The sequence below is a fragment of the Streptomyces sp. NPDC001401 genome (assembly GCF_042895385.1).
GTDB lineage: Bacteria > Actinomycetota > Actinomycetes > Streptomycetales > Streptomycetaceae > Streptomyces.
Genome location: NZ_JBIAWI010000008.1, coordinates 356,701 through 377,770, shown reverse-complemented (window position 1 = coordinate 377,770; position 21,070 = coordinate 356,701). Strand labels below are relative to the sequence as shown.

Annotated in this window: 15 protein-coding genes; 4 read left to right on the top strand and 11 right to left on the bottom strand. The window is 70.2% G+C overall.

The window, feature by feature from the left end; all coding sequences use genetic code 11:
• Window positions 1-102: 102 nt before the first annotated feature.
• Window positions 103-2,946, top strand: coding sequence for a glycoside hydrolase family 3 C-terminal domain-containing protein (locus ACFY10_RS27285; protein WP_390667824.1), 2,844 nt, complete (start codon window positions 103-105; stop codon window positions 2,944-2,946).
• A 97-nt stretch (window positions 2,947-3,043) separates the two neighbouring features.
• Here the strand turns inward: ACFY10_RS27285 and ACFY10_RS27280 are convergent, their stop codons facing one another.
• From ACFY10_RS27280 to ACFY10_RS27270, 3 genes are all read right to left on the bottom strand, one after another.
• Complete coding sequence (locus tag ACFY10_RS27280; RefSeq protein ID WP_390667823.1) at window positions 3,044-4,489, bottom strand: aldehyde dehydrogenase family protein; 1,446 nt, start codon at window positions 4,487-4,489, stop codon at window positions 3,044-3,046.
• Between the two features lie 273 nt (window positions 4,490-4,762).
• Window positions 4,763-6,364, bottom strand: a complete 1,602-nt coding sequence (locus ACFY10_RS27275; protein WP_390667822.1) for a PucR family transcriptional regulator — start codon at window positions 6,362-6,364, stop codon at window positions 4,763-4,765.
• A gap of 123 nt (window positions 6,365-6,487) precedes the next feature.
• Window positions 6,488-8,908 (bottom strand): ATP/GTP-binding protein, encoded by a 2,421-nt coding sequence (locus ACFY10_RS27270; protein ID WP_390667821.1) that lies wholly within the window; start codon window positions 8,906-8,908, stop codon window positions 6,488-6,490.
• Window positions 8,909-9,175: 267 nt separating this feature from the next.
• Here ACFY10_RS27270 and gabT point away from each other — a divergent pair, with 267 nt between their 5' ends.
• On the top strand, window positions 9,176-10,510 hold the full coding sequence (gabT, locus tag ACFY10_RS27265; protein ID WP_390667820.1) for a 4-aminobutyrate--2-oxoglutarate transaminase: 1,335 nt from the start codon (window positions 9,176-9,178) through the stop codon (window positions 10,508-10,510).
• 221 nt (window positions 10,511-10,731) lie between these two features.
• Entirely contained in the window at window positions 10,732-11,562 is an 831-nt protein-coding gene (locus ACFY10_RS27260; protein ID WP_390667819.1) for a phosphatase PAP2 family protein, read from the top strand.
• 60 nt (window positions 11,563-11,622) lie between these two features.
• Here the strand turns inward: ACFY10_RS27260 and ACFY10_RS27255 are convergent, their stop codons facing one another.
• The 7 genes from ACFY10_RS27255 to ACFY10_RS27225 form a co-directional block, all read right to left on the bottom strand.
• Window positions 11,623-12,075: a hypothetical protein gene (locus tag ACFY10_RS27255; protein WP_390667818.1), complete on the bottom strand. Its 453-nt coding sequence runs from the start codon at window positions 12,073-12,075 to the stop codon at window positions 11,623-11,625.
• Between the two features lie 132 nt (window positions 12,076-12,207).
• On the bottom strand, window positions 12,208-13,635 hold the full coding sequence (locus ACFY10_RS27250) for an NAD(P)/FAD-dependent oxidoreductase (protein WP_390667817.1): 1,428 nt from the start codon (window positions 13,633-13,635) through the stop codon (window positions 12,208-12,210).
• A gap of 29 nt (window positions 13,636-13,664) precedes the next feature.
• A complete protein-coding gene (locus ACFY10_RS27245) occupies window positions 13,665-14,465 on the bottom strand; it encodes an ABC transporter permease (RefSeq protein WP_390667816.1) in 801 nt (266 codons plus the stop codon).
• Window positions 14,466-15,389: an ABC transporter permease gene (locus ACFY10_RS27240; RefSeq protein WP_390667815.1), complete on the bottom strand. Its 924-nt coding sequence runs from the start codon at window positions 15,387-15,389 to the stop codon at window positions 14,466-14,468.
• Complete coding sequence (locus ACFY10_RS27235) at window positions 15,389-16,543, bottom strand: ABC transporter ATP-binding protein (RefSeq protein ID WP_390667814.1); 1,155 nt, start codon at window positions 16,541-16,543, stop codon at window positions 15,389-15,391. The genes ACFY10_RS27240 and ACFY10_RS27235 overlap by 1 nt, the downstream gene beginning before the upstream one ends.
• Before the next feature lie 5 nt (window positions 16,544-16,548).
• Complete coding sequence (locus ACFY10_RS27230) at window positions 16,549-17,799, bottom strand: PotD/PotF family extracellular solute-binding protein (protein ID WP_390667813.1); 1,251 nt, start codon at window positions 17,797-17,799, stop codon at window positions 16,549-16,551.
• 52 nt (window positions 17,800-17,851) lie between these two features.
• Window positions 17,852-19,387 carry a gamma-aminobutyraldehyde dehydrogenase gene (locus ACFY10_RS27225; protein ID WP_390667812.1) on the bottom strand — a complete coding sequence of 512 codons (1,536 nt, stop codon included), beginning with the start codon at window positions 19,385-19,387 and terminating at the stop codon, window positions 17,852-17,854.
• 212 nt (window positions 19,388-19,599) lie between these two features.
• On the opposite strand from ACFY10_RS27225, the gene ACFY10_RS27220 reads away from it, so the two are divergent.
• Window positions 19,600-20,169, top strand: a complete 570-nt coding sequence (locus ACFY10_RS27220; RefSeq protein WP_390667811.1) for an NADAR family protein — start codon at window positions 19,600-19,602, stop codon at window positions 20,167-20,169.
• Window positions 20,170-20,212: 43 nt separating this feature from the next.
• Here the strand turns inward: ACFY10_RS27220 and ACFY10_RS27215 are convergent, their stop codons facing one another.
• The gene (locus ACFY10_RS27215) at window positions 20,213-20,971 is read right to left on the bottom strand and encodes a DUF4190 domain-containing protein (RefSeq protein WP_390667810.1); all 759 of its coding nucleotides are present in this window, start codon (window positions 20,969-20,971) and stop codon (window positions 20,213-20,215) included.
• Window positions 20,972-21,070: the final 99 nt, after the last annotated feature.

The window sequence follows — 21,070 nt, the reverse complement described above, 5'->3', positions numbered from 1 at the left end:
CTTGAAGTATCGGTGAGCGCCCCTTGACACCCGGAGGTCCGTCGAATGAGCATCGAAGCGCTTCGAAAGCGCTATGCCGCTCCATCGCAAGGGGATCCCCACGTGACCGCACAGACGCCGCCCACGCCGCCGTTCCGCGATCCGCAACTGCCGTTCGCGAAGCGCATCGACGACCTGCTTCAGCGGCTGACGCTCGACGAGAAGATCTCCTTCCTGCACCAGTTCGCGCCCGCAGTGGAGCGCCTGGGCATCGACGCCTTCCGTACCGGCCAGGAGGCGCTGCACGGCGTCGCCTGGATGGGCCCGGCCACCGTCTTCCCGCAGGCCGTCGGCCTCGGCGCGACCTGGAACACGGACCTCGTACGCCGCGTCGGCGAGGCGGTGTCCAAGGAGGCCCGCGCGATGCGCGCCCAGGACGACCGCGTCGGCCTCAATGTCTGGTCCCCCACGGTGAACCTGCTGCGCCACCCCCTGTGGGGCCGCAACGAGGAGGGCTACTCCGAGGACCCCAAGCTCACCTCGGCGATCGCCGTCGCGTACACCCGCGGCCTGCGCGGCGACCACCCGACGTACTGGCGCACGGCGCCGGTCCTCAAGCACTGGCTCGCCCACAACAACGAGGCGGACCGGGCCACTTCGTCCAGTTCGGTCCGCCCGCGCGTGCTGCACGAGTACGACCTGCGCGCCTTCCGCGAGGCGGTCGAGGCGGGCGCGGTGGCGGGTGTGATGCCGGCGTACAACCTGGTCAACGGCCGCCCCAACCACGTCTCCCCGTACCTGCGGGAGCACCTGCGCGCCTGGACCGACGAGGACCTGCTGGTCTGCTCGGACGCGGGCGCACCCTCCAACCTGGTGGACCTCGAGCACTACTACGACACCCACGAGGAGGCGACGGCGGCCGCGCTGATCGCCGGCGTCGACAGTTTCACCGATCACGGGACGGACGGTTCGCAGATCGTCGCCCGGGTCAAGAAGGCATACACAGAAGGCCTGTTGACCGAGGCCGACATCGACACGGCGGTCCGCCGCCAGCTCTCCGTCCGCTTCCGGCTCGGCGAGTTCGACCCGCTCTACGACCCGCACGCCGGCACCAAGGACTTCGACACCCCGGCCCACCGCGCCCTCGCCCAGGAGGCGGCGGAGCAGGCGATCGTGCTCCTCAGGAACGATGGCCTGCTGCCGCTGGCCCCCGACACCCGCATCGCCGTGGTGGGCCTGCTGGCCGACGAGTGCAAACTCGACTGGTACAGCGGCACCCTCATCCACCGCTCCACTCCGCTGGAGGGCCTGTACGAGCGGTTCGGCGCCGAGCGTGTGCAGTTCAGCGAGGGCGTGGACCGGGTGCTCCTGAAGACCTCCGCCGGTGCGTTCCTGCACGTCCCCGCGGCCGCCGATGCCCGCGACGAGGTGCGCGGCGCGGAGGGCACCCTGGACCCGGCCCTGCTCGCGGGCCGCACGGACCTGCCCCCGCTCACCACCGACACCACGGGCACCGAGTTCGCGCTGATCGACTGGGGCGAGGGCATCCTGACCCTGCGCGCCCCCGACGGCCGCTACCTCTCGGTGGCCGACGACGGCTACGTGCGCGCCTCCGCGGACCAGCCCGGCGGCTGGGTCGTCCAGGAGACGTTCCGCCTGGAACCTCACGAGAACGGTCACCTCCTCAGGCACGTCGGTACGGGTCGCCACGTCTCTGTCTCCGCCGACGGAGTAAAGGTTGCCGACGGAAATCCGGAAACTTTCGAGATCATCGTCACCGAACGCGGCGAGGACGCAGTGACGCAGGTCACTGCGCAGGCCGATGTGGTGCTGGTGGTCGCGGGCAACGACCCGCACATCAACGGCCGGGAGACCGAGGACCGCACGACCCTGCGACTGCCCGCCCACCAGGAGCGCATTCTGCGCGCCGCCCGCGCCACCAACCCCAACACGGTGCTGGCGCTGGTCTCCGCGTATCCGTACGCGGTCGCGCCGGCCGCCCTCCGGGCGGTGCTGTGGACGGCGCACGGCGGCCAGGCCGCGGGCACCGCCCTGGCCCGCGTGCTGGCCGGCGACGTCTCCCCCGCGGGCCGCCTCCCGCAGACCTGGTACGAGGACGACGCCGACCTGCCCGACCTCTTCGACTACGACGTGATCGGCGGCCGCCAGACGTATCTGTACTTCGAGGGGACGCCACTGTTCCCGTTCGGACACGGTCTGTCGTACGCGAGCTTCTCCTACGCCGATCTGTCGGTGCGGGTCGACGACGCAGCGGCGCACGTCTCCTTCACGGTCACCAACACCGGCGACATCACCGCCGACGAGGTCGCGCAGCTGTACACGCGCGCCGTGGAGCCGACGGTGACGCGCCCGCGCCGCGAGCTGCTCGGCCACCGCCGGATCACCCTCGCGCCCGGCGCCCGAGAGGAACTGTCCTTCGAAGTCCCGCTGTCCGCCTTCGAGTTCTGGGACGTTGCCACGGGCGGCTGGCGCCGCGAGCCAGGCCCGTACGACGTGCTGGTGGGCACCTCCAGCGAGGACATCCGCCTGCGGACGACAGTGATCCTGGACGGCGAGCCCGACGCCCCACGCCCCGTGCTCCGACACGGCCTGAACGCCGCCGACTTCGACGAGCAGAGCGGCGTCGCGATCGTCGACCGGACGAAGGTGTCGGGCGATGCGGTGACACCGGCGGCGGGCCGGAACGCCGAACTGATCTATCGCGACTGCGACTTCGGGGACGGCGTCGCGGAGGTGACGGTCTCCGTGGCGGGCGAGGGCGTCGTGGAAGTGTCCCTGGACGGCGGCGCGCTGCTCGCCGTACTGACGCCGGGCGACACGGACACCTCGGACGACCCGTACGCCTACACCACGCTCAATGCCGACATCGTCGCCGAGGGCGTGCACGACGTACACATCAGACTGCGCGGCCCGCTGCGGCTCGCGCATGTCGGCTTCTCCGGTTGAGGGTCCGGGCGAGGCCGACACAGAGAAGGGGCCCGGCACCGGAAGGCATCGGTGCCGGGCCCCTTCGGAGAGCCTATATGAAAATGGTTCCCATTAGCTAGAGGGCGAGGCCCGTGAGGACCAGCACCCGCTCGTACGTGTAGTCGTCCATCGCGAACTTCACGCCCTCGCGGCCCACACCGGACTGCTTGGCGCCGCCGTACGGCATCTGGTCGGCGCGGTAGGAGGGGACGTCGCCGATGACGACGCCGCCGACCTCAAGCGCACGGTGGGCGCGGAAGGCGACCTGCAGGTCGTGCGTGAACACGCCTGCCTGGAGGCCGTACTTGGAGGAGTTGACGGCGGCGAACGCCTCCGCCTCCCCGTCCACCTTCTGCACGGTGAGGACCGGCCCGAAGACCTCCTCGCAGGAGATGGTGGTGTCAGCCGGCACGTCGGTGAGGACGGTCGGCGCGTAGGAGGCGCCGTCGCGGTCGCCGCCGGTGAGCAGGGCCGCCCCGGCCTCGACGGCCTCCTTCACCCAGGACTCGACGCGCTTGGCGGCGTCCTCGCTGACCAGCGGGCCGACGTCGGTCTTGTCGTCGCTCGGGTCGCCGGTGACCTGGGCCTCGACGGCGGCGACGATACGGGGCAGCAGCCGGTCGTAGACCGACGCGTCGGCGATGACCCGCTGCACGGAGATGCAGGACTGGCCGCCCTGGTAGTTGGAGAAGGTGGCGATGCGGGTGGCGGCCCAGTCGAGGTCGGCGTCGGAGGCGAAGTCGCCGAGGACGACGGCCGCGCCGTTGCCGCCCAGCTCCAGGGTGCAGTGCTTGCGCGGCACCGAGTCCATGATCGCGTAGCCGACCTTCTCGGAACCGGTGAAGGAGATGACCGGCAGACGCTCGTCCTGGACGAGGGCGGGCATCTTGTCGTTGGCGACCGGGAGGATGCTCCAGGAGCCGGCCGGGAGGTCGGTCTCGGCGAGGAGGTCGCCGATGATCAGCCCGGAGAGCGGGGTGGCCGGCGCCGGCTTGAGGATGATCGGCGCACCGGCGGCGATCGCGGGCGCGATCTTGTGGGCGCACAGGTTGAGCGGGAAGTTGAAGGGCGCGATGCCGAGGACGACGCCCTTGGGGAAGCGCCGGGTGAGGGCGAGACGGCCCTGACCGCCGAGGTCGGTGTCGAGCCGCTGGGCCTCACCGCCGTTGAACCGGCGGGCCTCCTCGGCGGCGAACCGGAACACGGACACGGCACGTCCGACCTCGCCCCGGGCCCACTTGATCGGCTTGCCGTTCTCGGCGGAGATCAGCTGGGCGATCTCCTCGGTGCGCTCGACGAGCCTGCGGCTCACATGGTCGAGGGCGGCGGCACGGACGTGCGCGGGCGTGGCGGCGAACTCGTCCCGTACGGCGTACGCGGCGGCCACGGCCTCCTCGACCTGGGCATCGCTCGGCACGCTCACCTTGCCGACGAGCCGGCCGTCCCACGGGGAGGTGACGTCGAAACTGTCCTCGCCGGTGACCTGGCGGCCGGCGAGCCAGAAGGCGTGGGTGGAAGTCATGTGGGTCCCGGCCCTTCCGCGTTAGGGGGTGTGTGCAGGGTGGTGGTTCAGGTCCACGGTAGGGCGGTGGGGGCTGGGGGGTGTTTGGCCGGGGTGTAGTGGTCGGTACAGCCGATACGCCGGTATGGCGCACCCAGCCCGTCCGGCGTTTGAGGACGAGGCCGTTCAGGCCGAAAGCGGGGGTCTGGGGGCGCAGCCCCCAGGGACGGGAAGGGAAGGGGCGGCGGGGGCGAGCTGCATCCATCAGCGGCTCCGCCGCGGGCCCCACGTTGCCTACTCGGCAGACGTCGCCTTCAACGCCAGCCACAATTCCATCCGCACATCCGGATCATCCAGCGACCGCCCCAGAATCTCCTCCACCCGCCGCATCCGATACCGCAACGTATGCCGGTGAACCCCCAGATCCGCAGCCGCCGCATCCCACTGCCCATGCCGCGAAAGCCACGCCCGCAGCGAGGCCACCAGATCCCCCCGCCCGGTCGCGTCATGCTCGTACAGCGGCCGCAGCAACCCGTCCGCGAACGCCTTCACCGCATCGTCGGCCAGCAACGGCAGCACCGACCCGGCCGCCAACTGCTCGTGCCCCACGAACACCCGCCCCCGCCGCCGGGCCACCGACAACGCCTGCTCGGCCTGCTTGTACGCCGCCGCAGCCGCGATCGGCCCCACGGGCGCCGACAGCCCGACCACCAACTCGTCCTCGTCACCGCCGGCAGCATCCCGCCCCGCTTCCGCCGCGCCCCGCGCAGCCTCCACCGCCGCCGCGTACTCCCCGCACGCGGCGACCGCCGCGCCCCCGTCCGCGGCCAGCACGACCAGCCGCTCCCCCTCGGGTACGACCAGCACGGCCTCCCCCGCCCGCGCGGCCGCCGACTCCACGGTCTCGGCGAGACCGGCCAGCGGATCGCCGCCCGCTTCGGCGGCGGCCCGTGCGGCCGACTCGGCGACGATCATCCGGAAAGGCGCATCCAGCAGGCCCCCGTACAGGTGGCCCGCGACGGCCCGCGCATGGTCCGGCTCCCCCGCGAGCAGCATGCGCAGCACCGCCGCACCGATGCGCTGTTCCGCAGCGTGCAGCGACCTCGACCGTTCCGTCGTCAGTGTCAGCAGGGCGATCGCCGAGTGGACCGCGTACCGCTCCGCCGTGCCGAGTGCCGCCGCCGTCCCCACCGCCAGCGCCGCCCGCGGCCGCCGCCCCGTGCCCAGCGAGTGCAGTTCGACGCGGTCCTCGTTGTCCGGAGGGCCGACCACCGAGGACGCCGGCGCGGGCCGCTCCCGCAGCCGCTCCACGTCCGCCGTCAGCCGCCCGGCCCGCCGCCCCGCCCACTCCGGCGCGGTCGCGACGACGGCGCCCGAGGCGTCGTACAGCGCCGCCCACCCGTCGACCTGCGAGGCGAGTGCGGACAGCACCCCCTCGGGCCCGCCCGTCAGCGCCTGCTTCGTCAGTTCGCGCTGTGCGGCGAAACCCGCCGTCACCGCCCGGTACTGGTCCGCGGCGATCGCGGCGGACACGGCCTTGCTGATCGCGAGGAAGGGCGTGCGGCGCGGCACCTCCAGCAGCGGCAGGCCCTCGCCCTCCGCCGCGTCGACGAGCGCCTTGGGGATCTCCTCGTAATTGACCCCGACGGCAAACCCGAGCCCGACGACCCCCGCCCCCACCAGCCGCTTCACATACCGCCGCATCGCCTCCGGATCCTCCGCGTCCAGCTTCAGCGCGGTGATCAGCAGCAGTTCCCCGCCCTCCATGTACGGCACGGGGTCGGCGAGCTCGCTGACATGGGCCCAGCGCACCGGCACGTCGAGGCGGTCCTCGCCCGCGCGCACGGTCAGCTTGAGCGCGGAATGGTGGACGAGCGAGGCGAGCGTCGGGGGCATGAGGCCTTCAGGTCAGGTCTGCGGGGATCGGGCGAACCTTGTGGATCTTTTGGCCGCCTCGTATGAACGGCCTGTGGCGATTCTGCCTCACCGTACGGTCACCCGGCGCTGTGAAGTCCAGACCTAATGCCTCAGATCCACCAGCAGCGGCGGCGCGTGCTCACCCTTCACGGTCGTCAGCGACAGCACCGCGTGCCCGGGCGGCACCCCGTGCGCAAGCTCGGAGGCCGACCACCGCTCACGTTCGACCTGGCGGACGGTCACGGCTTCTGTCGTCACCGCCTTGCCCGTCACCAGCTTGCGCAGGGCGTGCATGGCCCGGGTCATCGGCTGGTCGGCAAACACGGTGTGCTGGGCGACGTCCTTGGTCTCCACCCACTCCTTGCCCCAGGCATCGGCGAAACGAGTGCCGTCCCAAGTCGTCACTCCGGACAGGGCCATCCGGCAGCCGACGGCCCCGAACAAGGGCCCGTGCAGGGCCTCCGGAACGTCGGAGACCGTGCGCAGCGCGAGCACAACGCCGGCGTTCTGCGAGCGCAGACGCTGAATCCGTCGTACTGACTCGGGGGTGACGGTGCCGGTGGCGTCGTCGAAGACCAGGCTGATGAAGTGGTCACGGGCCCCCTCCCGTACGACCCCGGCGAACTGGGCCAACACCAGCCGGGCGATCAGACGGGAGGCTTCCTCATGACCGTGTCGGGGCAGGTCGATGCGGACCCGCAGAGGGTGGTGGGCGATGGCGCGCAGAGAGAACGGACGGATCGCGTCACCGCCCGAGCCGAAGAAGTCGGCAAAAGCGGGCCGGTCCAGCAGGGCGAGCCGGTCAGCGAGCGCCGGACCGGGGTCGCCGGGGGTGCCGGTCTGCCGGGCACGGGCGTCTAGTTCGCGGCGCATCGCCGTATGTTGATCGCCAGTCAGCCGCTCGCGCAGGGCCGCGAGGGCCGCCGGATCTCCTTCCAGCAGTCCCCGCAGGACGGGCAGCGTCGGGAAGCAGCCGTACGCGGCCCGGTAGGGGCCCAGGAGCTGGGCGAGGGACCTCGCCGCGCGCTCGGCACCCACGGCGTCGAGGTCTCCGGCCAGCGACTCGGCGAGGAACCCAGCCGCCTCGTCGGGGTCGTCGGCGTCTGCGTACGGGTCGAGATCATGTGCGGAGGCGGGATCGCCGATGCGCACTACTACGTCGTACGCCGAATCCGCCCCGACCGCCGTCCCCGCGCCGCACACCGCGACAACGGCACAGCTGCCGACGAGTGCCTGGAATGCGAGAGACTCGGCCACTGGGGCAATCACGTGACGAGTCTTGCCGGCGCCTGACGGCCCGACGACCAACAGCGAGGTGCCCAGTGTCTCCGGCCCAAGGGCTGCGCCCACGCCGCCATAGACGGGCGGGGTGCGCTCGGCTGGAGCCCACTGTCCGATGCGCACCTGTCCAGTGAGTAGGTCATGCCGGGCGCCGCGGCCGGACAGGTCGCGGGCGCCTGAGGGGTGGGTGAGTGCGGCCGCGCCGTGGCGCAGCACCGCGTCCGTGAAGATGGCGAGGCGCCCCTGGCTCCGGGCCCGGGTCCAGCCGTGCTCGATGCGGGCACAGTCCACGTCGTTCATCCGCCCGGCGAGCACCTCGGCGGTGAGAACGTCGGCAGCCTCGTGCTGCCCGGCCGCCCGCAGCTCGGGCCAGCGGGCCCGGGGCTGCTCGGCGACGGGCAACGGGGCCTGGCCCTGCGCGGGGCGGCCACGGGCCGCGAGCCAGGTGCGGGCCAGGGGCCACCAGGCACCGATCCGGGCGAAGGGCCACAGGACGAGGACCGTGATGAGGGCATGGAGCACGTCCTTGGTCGGCGAGGCGTAGACCTCGTACCCGCCACTGATCAGCACGATCAGGGAGAACAGCGGGCTCACGACGGGCGCGGGGTCCCAGCCAACACCGGGAAAGGCCCCCGGGAAGACGAAGCTGAGGGTGACCAGGGCACCCAGGGCGGCGATCAGGGCTCGGGCGGGCTGGGGTTTGCGACCCACGAGGTGACGGACGACAGCCGGCCAACCCCCCAGCCGAATCACGGCATAAACAAGCACGGCAAAGGAGACACCGCCGTAAACATCCAGGGCCTCCGCGCCTGGATACGGGACTGCTCCCTTCAGCTCCTTGGGCGAGACCAGCGTGCCACCCCACCACCAACCGTCCGGGGTGAACAACCTCAGAATCGTGAACTCATAGGGAATTTCGCCGCGCCGCCAGAAGGACCACACCACAATCGCCACGGCGAGCGGAATCAACATGCCGAAGAGGGTCACCGGATGGAGCCGCTCCGCATTCACCGCGACCTTCGGCAGCCGGTACCCGTAGCGCCAGATGCCGGGCTTGGCCTCGGGCCGAGCTTCGTTGAGCCAGGCGGCGACAGCCTCGCCCGGTCCGTGTGACGGCCGCAGTGGCACTCCCGGATCCCACGTCGGCCGCGGCGGCGCCGCGGGCGCGTCCGGAGACCCTGCCGGGCGCGGCACAGGATTCGCATGCGTACCCCGCGCGTCCTGCGTCCCGTCGCTGTCCATCGCCTTCGCTCCCTGACCAGCCGTTCCGTCCACCGTCAGCGGTCAATCTAACGCCCCGGCCAAGGGAGTTCACCGCTTACGCGGCCGCGGGCGGCGAGCGGACCCGAACCCAGTGGCGGCCGACTGCCCGTCCCCGCCATGTCCACCGCGGACAACCCGAACCCCCGACAGCGCCCACATGGAGCATGCCCACCCCCCTCTCCCGGTCCTAACCTGCGAGAAAAGAAGACAAGAGTCCGTAAGGCCGCACACCCCCAGGAGCCCCTCATGAGTGCACTTCCGCAGGAGCGCCGGATCGTCACCGCCATCCCCGGTCCGAAGTCGCAGGAACTGCAGGCCCGCCGTATCGCCGCGGTCGCGCAGGGCGTGGGCTCCGTGCTGCCCGTGTTCACCGCGCGCGCGGGCGGCGGAATCATCGAGGACGTCGACGGCAACCGGCTCATCGACTTCGGCTCCGGCATCGCCGTGACCTCGGTCGGCGCCTCCGCCGAGGCCGTCGTACGCCGGGCCTCCGCCCAGCTCGCCGACTTCACCCACACCTGTTTCATGGTCACCCCGTACGAGGGCTACGTGGAGGTCGCCGAGGCCCTCGCCGAGCTCACCCCGGGTGACCACGCCAAGAAGTCCGCGCTGTTCAACTCCGGCGCCGAGGCCGTCGAGAACGCCGTCAAGATCGCCCGTGCGTACACCAAGCGCCAGGCCGTCGTCGTCTTCGACCACGGCTACCACGGCCGTACCAACCTGACGATGGCGCTGACCTCGAAGAACATGCCGTACAAGCACGGCTTCGGGCCGTTCGCGCCCGAGGTGTACCGGGTGCCGGTCGCGTACGGCTACCGCTGGCCGACCGGCCCGGAGAACGCCGGTCCCGAGGCCGCCACGCAGGCCATCGACCAGATCAGCAAGCAGGTCGGCCCGGACAACGTCGCCGCGATCATCATCGAGCCGGTGCTCGGCGAGGGCGGCTTCATCGAGCCGGCCAAGGGCTTCCTGCCGGCGATCAGCAAGTTCGCCAAGGACAACGGCATCGTCTTCGTCGCGGACGAGATCCAGTCCGGGTTCTGCCGCACCGGCCAGTGGTTCGCGTGCGAGGACGAGGGCATCGTCCCGGACCTGATCACCACCGCCAAGGGCATCGCGGGCGGCCTGCCGCTCGCCGCCGTCACCGGCCGCGCCGAGATCATGGACGCCGCGCACGCGGGCGGCCTGGGCGGCACCTACGGCGGCAACCCGGTCGCCTGCGCCGGTGCGCTCGGCTCGATCGAGACGATGAAGGAGCTGGACCTCAACGCCAAGGCGAAGAACATCGAGGCGGTCATGAAGGCCCGCCTCACCGCCATGGCCGAGAAGTTCGACATCATCGGCGATGTCCGCGGGCGTGGCGCGATGATCGCCATCGAGCTGGTCAAGGACCGTACGACCAAGGAGCCGAACCCGGAGGCGACCGCCGCGCTGGCCAAGGCCTGCCACCAGGAGGGCCTGCTGGTCCTGACCTGTGGCACCTACGGCAACGTCCTCCGCTTCCTGCCCCCGCTGGTGATCGGCGAGGACCTCCTGAACGAGGGTCTCGACATCATCGAGCAGGCCTTCGCGCGGATCTGAGCCAAACGGAATCCGCAGCTCACGCACAGGATGCGCGTCCCATGCGCACCACCCGCCCCAGCCCTTGCATCCGCCGAGATTCCGGGGCCGGGGCGGTCGGCGTCAGGCCGTGTGAAGAACGTGTGCGGGGTGGATGGCGGGACGCGATTCCTTCTGTCTTCGACCCATTCCCTGCCGTAGGTTCTACCCAGATGAGAGATACACCCCGCTCACAGGGGACTGTGGGCGATTTCAGGCCGTGGCCTCCCCAGCTACGACCTGGTCGTGCCCTCGCGCACACACACGGAGCTTCCGGCTCCGGATCTCCTCACCGATCGGACAGTCGCCCGCCCCAAACCCCCCGGGGTGGGCGTCGATCCGATCTGATCGGCCGCCTCGGAACTACCCCCCCTGTTCCGGGGCGGCCGACCTCCTTTCTTCTCCTTCTCGGGCTTCCCGCCCTCCTCTTCGCGCTGATCACCTGGCAGGTCGTGTCCAACGGCCTGCTTCTGCGCGTGGACCGGCGGGTCAGCGGCGCTCTCGCGCACCCGGACCGCTTCTCCGAACTCCTCGCCGACCTGGGCAATGTCGAGGTCGCGGTGCCCGTGCTCGTCGTCGTCCTGGCGTACGTGGCCTGGCGGGGCCGTGCGGCGGGGATGTACCGCTGGTGGCTGCCGCCCCTCGCGGCCACCCTCCTGATGGCGCTGGTCCCGGCGCTGATCGTCCCCCTCAAGGAACTGATCGACCGGCCGGGCACCCCCGTCGTGCCCCCTGGCACCGGCTACTACCCGTCCGGCCACACCGCGACGGCTTCCGTCGCCTACGGCTCGGCGACCCTGCTCCTGCTCCCCTGGCTCCGCACGGTCCACGCCCGCCGTTCGCTCGTCGTCGCCTGCGCCGTCGTCAATCTCGCCGTCGCTTTCGGGCTGGTGCGGCGCGGCTATCACTGGCCCCTGGACGTCGTGGCCAGCTGGTGTCTGTGCACGGTGCTGATCGCGTCTTACTGGATCTTCCTGGTCCGCGTCGGCCTCACGGGGGGCCGACGCGAATGCGGTAAGTCCGAAATGTGGTAAGTCCGAGTAGTCCGTCGCTATAAGCCGCGTCTATGCAGACCTCCGGCCATCAGTGGCCCGTCATATGTCCTCCTCGCGCGCCAGGCCCGCCGCCGCCTCGTGCATCGCCAGTTCGAGGAGTGCGGGATCCGTGAGGGTGCCCGAGCCGTCCGGCGGGACCAGCCAGCGGACGCCGCCGGTCGAGCGCCCCGGGTACGGCACCACGATCCAGGTGCCGGCCCCTGCCGTACGGATGCCGGTACCGAGCCAGCGGGCCGCGGTGCCCGGCGGCACGAAGAAGCCCATGCGCGCGTCCCCGAAGTCGACCAGCACCGGGCCGGGCTGGTCCAGGAAGCGGGTGAGGACGTCGAGCGTGGGATAGCCGAGTTCGCCCGGCAGGATGAGTACGTCCCAGGCCCTGCCGGCGGGCAGCAGCGCGATCCCCAGGGGATTGCGCTCCCACTCCCAGCGGCAGGCCTCGGGATCCGGAGCAACGGACGCCAGCCACTCGACCGCCGTGTTCGCCCCAGCCATGAGGAGACCTCCTGTCTCTCCTGGACGCTGGTCGCGTCACGGGAGAGAGGGAGGTCTCCTGGCGAGCATTACGCGGGTTTTCCCGACCCGATGAAGTGAGCTGGATCACAATCACCGCGGGCCGGGTGCACCTCAGCTGTCGAAACCCAGGCCCAGCCGGTCCATCGTCCGCAGCCACAGGTTGCGCCGGCCGCCGTGCGAATCGGCGCGGGCCAGCGACCACTTGGTGAGCGCGATGCCGGTCCAGGCGAAGGGCTCGGGCGGGAACGGCAGGGGCTTCTTGCGGACCATCTCGAGCGAGGTCCGCTCCGTGGTCTCCCCCGCCAGCAGGTCGAGCATCACCTCGGCGCCGAAGCGGGTGGCGCCCACGCCGAGGCCCGTGTAGCCGGCCGCGTACGACACCTTGCCCTGGTGGGCGGTGCCGAAGAAGGCCGAGAAGCGCGAGCAGGTGTCGATCGCGCCGCCCCACGCGTGCGTGAAGCGGACGCCCTCCAGCTGCGGGAAGCAGGTGAAGAAGTGCCCCGCGAGCTTGGCGTACGTCTCCGGCCGGTCGTCGTACTCGCGGCGCACCCGGCCGCCGTAGTGGTGGATCGCGTCGTAGCCGCCCCACAGGATGCGGTTGTCGGCGGAGAGGCGGAAGTAGTGGAACTGGTTGGCGCTGTCCCCGAGTCCCTGGCGGTTCTTCCAGCCGATCGAGGTCAGCTGTTCGTCGCTGAGCGGCTCGGTCATCAGCGCGTAGTCGTAGACCGGGACGGTGTACGCCCGTACGCGCTTGACCAGGTTGGGGAAGATGTTGGTGCCGAGCGCGACCTTGCGGGCGCGGACCGAGCCGTAGGGGGTGCGTACGGCCATGCCGGCGCCGTACGGCTTCAGCGTGAGGGCGGGGGTGTGCTCGTAGATGCGGACGCCGAGGCCGAGGCAGGCGCGCTTGAGGCCCCAGGCGAGCTTCGCCGGGTTGAGCATGGCGACACCACGGCGGTCCCAGAGGCCGGCCTGGAATGTCGGTGAGTCGACTTGTTCCCGTACCGCTTCCGCGTCCAGGAACTCGACGCCCTCGGCGAGGCCCTCGCGCTCCATCTCCTCGTACCAGTCGCGCAGTTCCCGGGCCTGGTACGTCTCGGTCGCGACGTCGATCTCGCCGGTGCGCTCGAAGTCGCAGTCCAGGGAGTGGCGGGCGACCGCCTTCTCGATCTCGTCGAGGTTGCGGGCGCCCAGCTCCTCGAGCTGGTGGATCTCCTCCGGCCAGCGGGCCAGCCCGTTGGGCAGGCCGTGGGTGAGGGAGGCGGCGCAGAAGCCGCCGTTGCGACCCGAGGCGGCCCAGCCCGCCTCGCGGCCTTCCAGCAGGACGACATCCCGTCCGGGGTCGCGCTCCTTGGCGATCAGCGCGGTCCACAGTCCGCTGTAGCCGCCGCCGACGACCAGCAGATCACAGGTCTCGGCGCCGGTGAGCGCGGGCTCGGGGTGGGGCTTGCCGGGGTCTTCCAGCCAGTACGGGACGGGCTGTGCGTCGGAAAGTGACTTTGTCCAGTTGTTGCCACGGCTCATGGCGCTTGGGGCCATGATTTCAACTCCCTACGGGGGCTTTTCGATTACGCCTTTTGCTTGTTGCGGCGATTCCCGATGAGCATCGAGGAAAGGACCAACAGTACGGCGACAAGGAACATGGCCGTACCGATGACATTGATCTGAACGGGCGTTCCGCGCTGTGCCGAGCCCCAGACGAACATGGGGAAGGTGACGGTCGAGCCCGCGTTGAAATTGGTGATGATGAAATCGTCGAAGGAGAGCGCGAAGGACAGCAGCGCGCCCGCGGCGATTCCGGGGGCCGCGATGGGCAGGGTGACGCGCAGGAAGGTCTGCGCGGGGCCGGCGTAGAGGTCCTGCGCCGCCTGCTCCAGTCGCGGGTCCATCGACATCACGCGCGCCTTGACGGCGACGACGACGAAGCTGAGGCAGAACATGATGTGGGCGATCAGGATCGTCCAGAAACCGAGCTGGGCACCCAGGTTGAGGAACAGGGTGAGCAGCGAGGCCGCCATGACGACCTCGGGCATCGCCATCGGCAGGAAGATCAGCGAGTTCACGGTGCCGCGCGCGCGGAACCGGTAGCGGACCAGCGCGAAGGCGATCATCGTGCCGAGCACGGTGGCGCCGATCGTCGCCCAGAAGGCGATCTGAAGGCTGATCGACAGCGAGCCGCACATGTCGGCGACGCCGCAGGGATCCTTCCACGCGTCCGTGGAGAACTGCTGCCACTGGTAGTTGAAGCGCCCCTTCGGTTTGTTGAAGGAGAACACCGTGACGATGACGTTCGGCAGCAGCAGATATCCGAGTGTCAGCAGTCCCGCGATGACGACGAGATGGCGCTTGAGCCAGTTGAGGACGGACATTTAAACCAGATCCTCCGTCCCGGACTTGCGAATGTAGATGGTGACCATGAGGAGAATGGCGGCCATGAGGATGAAGGAGAGTGCCGCCGCCGTCGGATAGTCCAGAATCCGCAGGAACTGCGTCTGGATGACGTTTCCGATCATGCGGGTGTCGGTCGAGCCGAGCAGTTCGGCGTTGACGTAGTCACCGGCCGCCGGGATGAAGGTCAGCAGCGTGCCGGAGACCACGCCGGGCATCGACAGCGGGAAGGTCACCTTGCGGAAGGTGGTCCAGGGCTTCGCGTACAGATCGCCGGCCGCCTCGTGCAGCCGCCCGTCGATGCGCTCCAGCGAGGTGTACAGCGGCAGGATCATGAACGGCAGGAAGTTGTACGTCAGTCCGCAGACCACGGCCAGTGGTGTGGCGAGGACGCGGTCGCCGGAGGTCCAGCCGAGCCAGTTGGTGACGTCCAGGACGTGCAGCGTGTTGAGGGTGCTCACCACCGGGCCGCTGTCGGCGAGGATCGTCTTCCAGGCGAGGGTGCGGATCAGGAAGCTGGTGAAGAACGGCGCGATCACCAGGACCATGATCAGGTTGCGCCAGCGGCCCGCGCGGAAGGCGATCAGATACGCCAGCGGGTAGCCCAGCAGCAGGCACAGGACGGTCGCGGCGGCCGCGTACGCGACCGAGCGCAGGAACTGCGGCCAGTACTCGGACAGCGCGTCCCAGTAGGTGGCGAAGTGCCAGGTGACCTTGTAGCCCTGCTCCAGGGAGCCCGTCTGCACGGACGTGGAGGCCTGGTAGATCATCGGCAGCGCGAAGAAGACGATCAGCCACAGCAGGCCGGGGAGCAGGAGCCAGTACGGCACCAGGCGGCCCCGCTTGCGCGGGGGCTTGGTCTCGGGGGCCGGCGCCAGGGGTGGCGCCTCGGTGACGGCGGCCATCAGGCGGCGTCCTCCTCGACCTCGGCGACGCCGGCGTCGATGTCCTGCGCGGCGTCCAGGCCGAAGGTGTGCGCCGGGTTCCAGTGCAGGACGACCTCGGCGCCGGGCACCAGCCGGGCATCGCGGTCGATGTTCTGCGCGTAGACCTCGAACTCCGGGCAGACCGGGCTGTCGATGACGTACTGCGTGGAGACGCCGATGAAACTGGAGTCGGCGATCCTGCCGGTGATCCGATTGCGGTTCTCGGCGATCTCGCCCGCGTCGTCGGCGTGGGTGAGGGAGATCTTCTCCGGGCGGACGCCGACCAGCACCTTGCCGCCGGTCGTCGTGGGCGCGGAACATCGCGCCTCGGGGAGGACGAGCTTGCCGCCGCCCGCCTTCAGGACGATGTCGTCGCCGTTCTTGGTGTCGACCTCGGCCTCGATCAGATTCGACGTGCCGAGGAAGTTGGCGACGAAGGTGGTGTTCGGGTTCTCGTAGAGGTCGGTGGGCGAACCCAGCTGCTCCACCCGGCCCGCGTTCATCACGGCGACCGTGTCGGCCATGGTCATGGCCTCCTCCTGGTCGTGCGTGACATGGATGAAGGTGATGCCGACCTCGGTCTGGATGCGCTTGAGCTCCAGCTGCATCTGGCGGCGCAGCTTGAGGTCGAGGGCGCCGAGGGGCTCGTCGAGGAGCAGCACCTTGGGGGTGTTGATCAGCGCGCGGGCCACCGCGACGCGCTGCTGCTGGCCGCCGGAGAGCTGGTGCGGCTTCTTGCGCGCCTGCTCGCCGAGCTGGACCAGCTCCAGCATGTCCTCGACCTGCTTCTTCACCGACTTGATGCCGCGCCGGCGCAGGCCGAAGGCGACGTTCTCGAAGATGTCGAGGTGCGGGAAGAGGGCGTAGGACTGGAAGACCGTGTTCACCGGCCGCTTGTACGGCGGCAGATGGGTGACCTCCTGGTCGCCGAGGTGGACGGTGCCGCCGGTGGGCTCCTCCAGGCCGGCGATCATGCGCAGGGTGGTGGTCTTGCCGCAGCCGGAGGCGCCGAGCAGGGCGAAGAAGGAGCCCTGCGGCACGGTGAGGTCGAGCGGGTGCACGGCGGTGAAAGCGCCGTAGGTCTTGCTGATCCCGGAGAGGCGGACGTCGCCGCTGTTGTCTGTCGTCGTCATCTTCGTCACGCCCCTGTGAGCTTCGCGAACTTCTGCTGGTAGGCCGTCTCTTCCTTCGAGCTCAGCGAGCGGAAGGCGCGGGACTTGGCCTGCATGGCCTGGTCGGGAAGGATCAGCGGGTTGTCCGCCGCCGACTTGTCGATCTTGGCAAGGTACGGCTTCACACCCGCGACCGGGCTCACGTAGTTGATGTACGCGGCGAGTTCGGCGGCCGGCCCCGGCTCGTAGTAGTAGTCGATGAGCCGCTCGGCGTTCGTCTTGTGGCGTGCCTTGTTGGGGATGAGCAGGTTGTCGGTGGACGTCATGTAGCCGCTGTCGGGGATGACGTAGCCGACGTTCGGGTTGTCCGCCTGAAGCTGCACGATGTCCCCGGCCCAGGCGACACAGGCGGCGAAGTCGCCCTTGGTGAGGTCGGACGTGTAGTCGTTACCCGTGAAGCGGCGGATCTGGCCCTTGTCGACGGCCTTCTGCAGGCGGGCGATCACCGCGTCGTAGTCGTCGTCGGTGAACTTCGCCGGGTCCTTGCCCATGTCGAGCATCGTCATGCCGACGCTGTCGCGCATCTCGGTCAGGAAGCCGACCCGGCCCTTGAGCTTGGGGTTGTCGAGCAGGTCGGAGATCGACTTCACCTCGACGCCGTCGAGCGCCTTCTTGTTGTACGCGATGACGGTCGAGATGCCCTGCCACACGTACGAGTAGGCGCGGCCCGGGTCCCAGTCGGGGCTGCGGAACTGCTCCGAGAGGTTGGCGTAGGCGTGCGGCAGGTTGGACGCGTCCAGTTTCTGGACGTAGCCCAGGCGGATCATGCGGGCGGCCAGCCAGTCGGTGAGCACGATCAGGTCGCGGCCGGTGTCCTGGCCCGCGGCGAGCTGCGGCTGGATCTTGCCGAAGAACTCGTCGTTGTCGTTGATGTCCTCGGTGTACTTGACCGTGATCCCGGCCCGCTTGCGGAACGCGTCCAGCGTCGGGCGGTGCTTGCCGCTGTCGTCCACGTCGATGTACTCGGGCCAGTTGGAGAAGTTGATGGCCTTCTCCTTCGCCGAGTGGTCGTCTGCGGACACGCCGCCCTGTGTCTTGCCCGCTGCGGGGATCCCGCAGCCGCTCAGCGCCGCGAGGCCGCCGACGGTCAGCGCGCCGCCGGCGGAGGCGCGCAACAGGGACCGGCGGGTCGTCGCCGCTGCCCGGCCCTTTTGCAGGCTGCGCCGCATCGCGGCCGCCACGGCCGGTGTCAGGCGGTCGGGCTCGTACTGCTCCATGCGCGTGGTGCCCTTTCGGGAGTGACGGCCGCGGGTCGGACGGCCTCTTCTGCTAGCGGTCCCCGAAGATCGTGCGGTGCCAGTCCTTCCTGGCCACCGCCGTGTTGTCGAACATGACGTGCTTGATCTGCGTGTACTCCTCGAACGAGTACGCGGACATGTCCTTGCCGAAGCCGGACGCCTTGTAGCCGCCGTGCGGCATCTCGCTGATGATCGGGATGTGATCGTTGATCCACACGCAGCCCGCCTTGATCTCGCGGGTGGCGCGGTTCGCCCGGTAGACGTCGCGGCTCCAGGCGGAGGCGGCGAGGCCGTACGGGGTGTCGTTGGCGAGCCTGATGCCATCGTCATCGCTGTCGAACGGCAGAACCACCAGAACCGGTCCGAAGATCTCCGACTGGACGATCTCGCTGTCCTGGGCGGCGTCCGCGACAAGGGTGGGCCGGTAGTAGGCGCCGTTCTCGAGATCCCCCTTCGGAGCCTCGCCGCCGGTCACCACGCGCGCGTAGGAGCGCGCCCGGTCGACGAAAGCGGCGACGCGGTCGCGCTGGACGTGCGAGATCAGCGGGCCGAGGTCGGTGCCGGCGGCGAAGGGATCGCCGAGCCGGACGGTCTCCATGAGGGCGGCGGTCCGCTCGATGAACGCCTCATAGAGCGGGCGCTGCACATACGCGCGCGTGGCGGCCGTGCAGTCCTGCCCGGTGTTGATGAGCGCACCCGCGACCGCGCCGTTGACGGCGGCGTCCAGGTCCGCGTCGTCGAAGACGACGAAGGGGGCTTTGCCGCCGAGCTCCAGGTGGAGTCGCTTGACAGTGGCGGTGGCGATCTCGGCGACGCGCTTGCCGACGGCGGTGGAGCCGGTGAAGGAGGTCATGGCCACGTCGGGATGGCCGACCAGACGCTCCCCCGCCTCCTTGCCGGTACCGGTGACGATGTTGATGACACCGTCCGGAATGCCGGCGTCGGTGGCGGCCTGCGCGAACAGCAGTGAGGTGAGCGGGGTGAGCTCGGCGGGCTTGAGCACGATGGTGTTGCCCGCGGCGATCGCCGGGAGGATCTTCCAGGCGGCCATCTGGAGGGGGTAGTTCCAGGGCGCGATCGACCCGACGACACCGATGGGCTCACGACGTACGTACGAGGTGTGGTCCCCGGAGTACTCGCCGGCGGACTGCCCCTGCAGATGCCGGGCGGCGCCCGCGAAGAAGGCGGTGTTGTCGATGGTGCCCGGGACGTCGAACTCCCGCGTCAGCTTCAGTGGCTTGCCGCACTGCAGGCTCTCTGCGCGGGCGAAGTCCTCGGCACGGTCGGCGAGCACGGCGGCGAAGCGGTGCAGCGCGTCGGAGCGCTCGCCGGGGGTGGCGGCGGCCCAGCCGGGGAAGGCCTCGCGCGCGGCGGCCACGGCCGCGTCCACGTCGTCGGGGCCGGCCAGTTCGTACGTGTACACCTCCTCGCCCGTCGAAGGGTCGACGACGGCGTGCGTACGGCCGGAGGTGCCCTTCGTCAGGCGGCCCGCGATGAACTGCGCGCCGTCCGCGAAGCGGTCCTGTGCCGGGAATCGTTCCGGGGTGGCGGTGCCCGGGTTCTGCATGTCGCTCTCCTCCGCCGTCGCCCCGCGGCTCCAGGGGGGCGGGTGGCGTAGCTCCAGCTCGATTTGAGTGCCGATCCTGACAGAGGGATGGCACTCCTACAAGGGATTCCGTTGTTGCCTTTCGGTTACGCGACGGAATCTGTCGACCAGGTGTCGAGTGAGCTCGGAAAAGGGAGGACGGAGTGTCAGTGGTGGCTGCGAGACTCGCATGCATGGAAAGGATCACGGGGCGGATCGACTCGCGGGAAGCACTGGTCAAGGCGGTTCGCGAGGGCGCGAAGGTGAAGTACCTGCACTTCTGGGGTCACCGGGCGCGGGCGGACGGCCGGGTGGGCTCGAGCTGTCTGAGCCAATGGTGGCCGTCGCCGTTCACAGTGGACGGGGTGCGCTATTCGTCGGCGGAGCACTGGATGATGGCGGCCAAGGCGCGGCTGTTCGACGACGCGGAGGCGGAGCAGCGGGTGCTGGCCGCGGGGCATCCGTCCGTCGCCAAGAAGGCAGGGCGGCTCGTGCGCGGCTTCGACGAGGAGATATGGCAGCGCGAGCGCTTCGGGATCGTGCTCGAGGGCAGCGTCCACAAGTTCGCCGCGCACGCGGATCTGCGGGAGTTCCTGTTGAACAGCGGGGATCGGGTGCTGGTCGAGGCGAGTCCCGTGGACCGGGTGTGGGGCATCGGCCTCGCGGCCGACGACGAGGCCGCGGCGGATCCGCAGCGGTGGCGGGGGCCGAATCTGCTGGGGTTCGCGTTGATGCAGGCGCGGGAGCGGTTGCGGGAGGAGTGAGCGGGCCCGCCCTCGCGATGCGGGGCGGGCCGGGCGGGTGGCGTCAGCCGCCCGCCACGAGAGGTGCCGCCACCCTGGGGGCGGAGTTGTAGTACGGGTCGGAGTCGACCCTGTTCTTCTCGTCGTTCACGGCGGCCACGATCGCGATGACCAGCAGGGCGATCGTGGCGATGCCGAGGACGATCCCGACAATGCCCGTGATGAAGCCCGCCTGGGCCTGACCCCGGTTGGTGGCCTCGCCGCGGTCCGCCCGCTGCTTCCCCTTGATGCCGAAGACGACCGCGAGGACGCCGAGGACGACGGAGACGATGCCGTAGATGCAGAACATGCAGCAGGACAGGATGCCCAGCACCATCGCCGCGGTGCCCATGCCGTTCTGCGGGAACGGCTGCATACCGGGCCAGCCGTAGCCCTGCGGGTAGGCGGGGTAACCGTATCCGCCGGGCGCCGCCGGGCCCTGCGGGCCGACGCCGGGGCCGGTGGGCGCGATCGGCGGGGGCGGTACGGACGACTCGGACCAGCCGTCCTGGACAGGGGGTACGCCGGGCGCGCCGTAGCCGGGGGCGCCGAAGCCGGGCGGTGCGAAGCCGTCGGACGGCAGGGACGTCACCGTGGCCTGGTCGTGCACCTGAGGCGGCTGCACCGGGGGCTGCTGGGGCGCGGGCTGCTGGTCCTGCGGAAGAGGCTGCTGCCCGGACCCGGCCGGCTGCCCGCCCTTCTCCAGCGACGTCTTGCGCTCGGGCGGCGCCCACGGGTCGTGGTCTTCTCCTGCGCCCCCGCGCGGCTGTGTCTGATCCGCCACGTCCCAGTCCCCCTCGTTCGATTAGCCACGCCATCGTAAAGCCTTGTCCTGGCGGTTCCGCCGCCCGGCCGGTCGGCGGCGCCCACTCCGGCGGCACCG

Excerpts from the sequence above, each read along its gene's own strand:
- ACFY10_RS27240 (WP_390667815.1), bottom strand. The coding sequence starts at position 15,389 with ATGGCCGCCGTCACCGAGGCGCCACCCCTGGCGCCGGCCCCCGAGACC.
- ACFY10_RS27225 (WP_390667812.1), bottom strand. The coding sequence starts at position 19,387 with ATGCAGAACCCGGGCACCGCCACCCCGGAACGATTCCCGGCACAGGAC.
- ACFY10_RS27280 (WP_390667823.1), bottom strand. The coding sequence starts at position 4,489 with ATGACTTCCACCCACGCCTTCTGGCTCGCCGGCCGCCAGGTCACCGGC.
- ACFY10_RS27230 (WP_390667813.1), bottom strand. The coding sequence starts at position 17,799 with ATGGAGCAGTACGAGCCCGACCGCCTGACACCGGCCGTGGCGGCCGCG.
- gabT (WP_390667820.1), top strand. The coding sequence starts at position 9,176 with ATGAGTGCACTTCCGCAGGAGCGCCGGATCGTCACCGCCATCCCCGGT.
- ACFY10_RS27250 (WP_390667817.1), bottom strand. The coding sequence starts at position 13,635 with ATGGCCCCAAGCGCCATGAGCCGTGGCAACAACTGGACAAAGTCACTT.
- ACFY10_RS27245 (WP_390667816.1), bottom strand. The coding sequence starts at position 14,465 with ATGTCCGTCCTCAACTGGCTCAAGCGCCATCTCGTCGTCATCGCGGGA.
- ACFY10_RS27275 (WP_390667822.1), bottom strand. The coding sequence starts at position 6,364 with ATGCCCCCGACGCTCGCCTCGCTCGTCCACCATTCCGCGCTCAAGCTG.
- ACFY10_RS27235 (WP_390667814.1), bottom strand. The coding sequence starts at position 16,543 with ATGACGACGACAGACAACAGCGGCGACGTCCGCCTCTCCGGGATCAGC.
- ACFY10_RS27255 (WP_390667818.1), bottom strand. The coding sequence starts at position 12,075 with ATGGCTGGGGCGAACACGGCGGTCGAGTGGCTGGCGTCCGTTGCTCCG.
- ACFY10_RS27220 (WP_390667811.1), top strand. The coding sequence starts at position 19,600 with ATGGAAAGGATCACGGGGCGGATCGACTCGCGGGAAGCACTGGTCAAG.
- ACFY10_RS27270 (WP_390667821.1), bottom strand. The coding sequence starts at position 8,908 with ATGGACAGCGACGGGACGCAGGACGCGCGGGGTACGCATGCGAATCCT.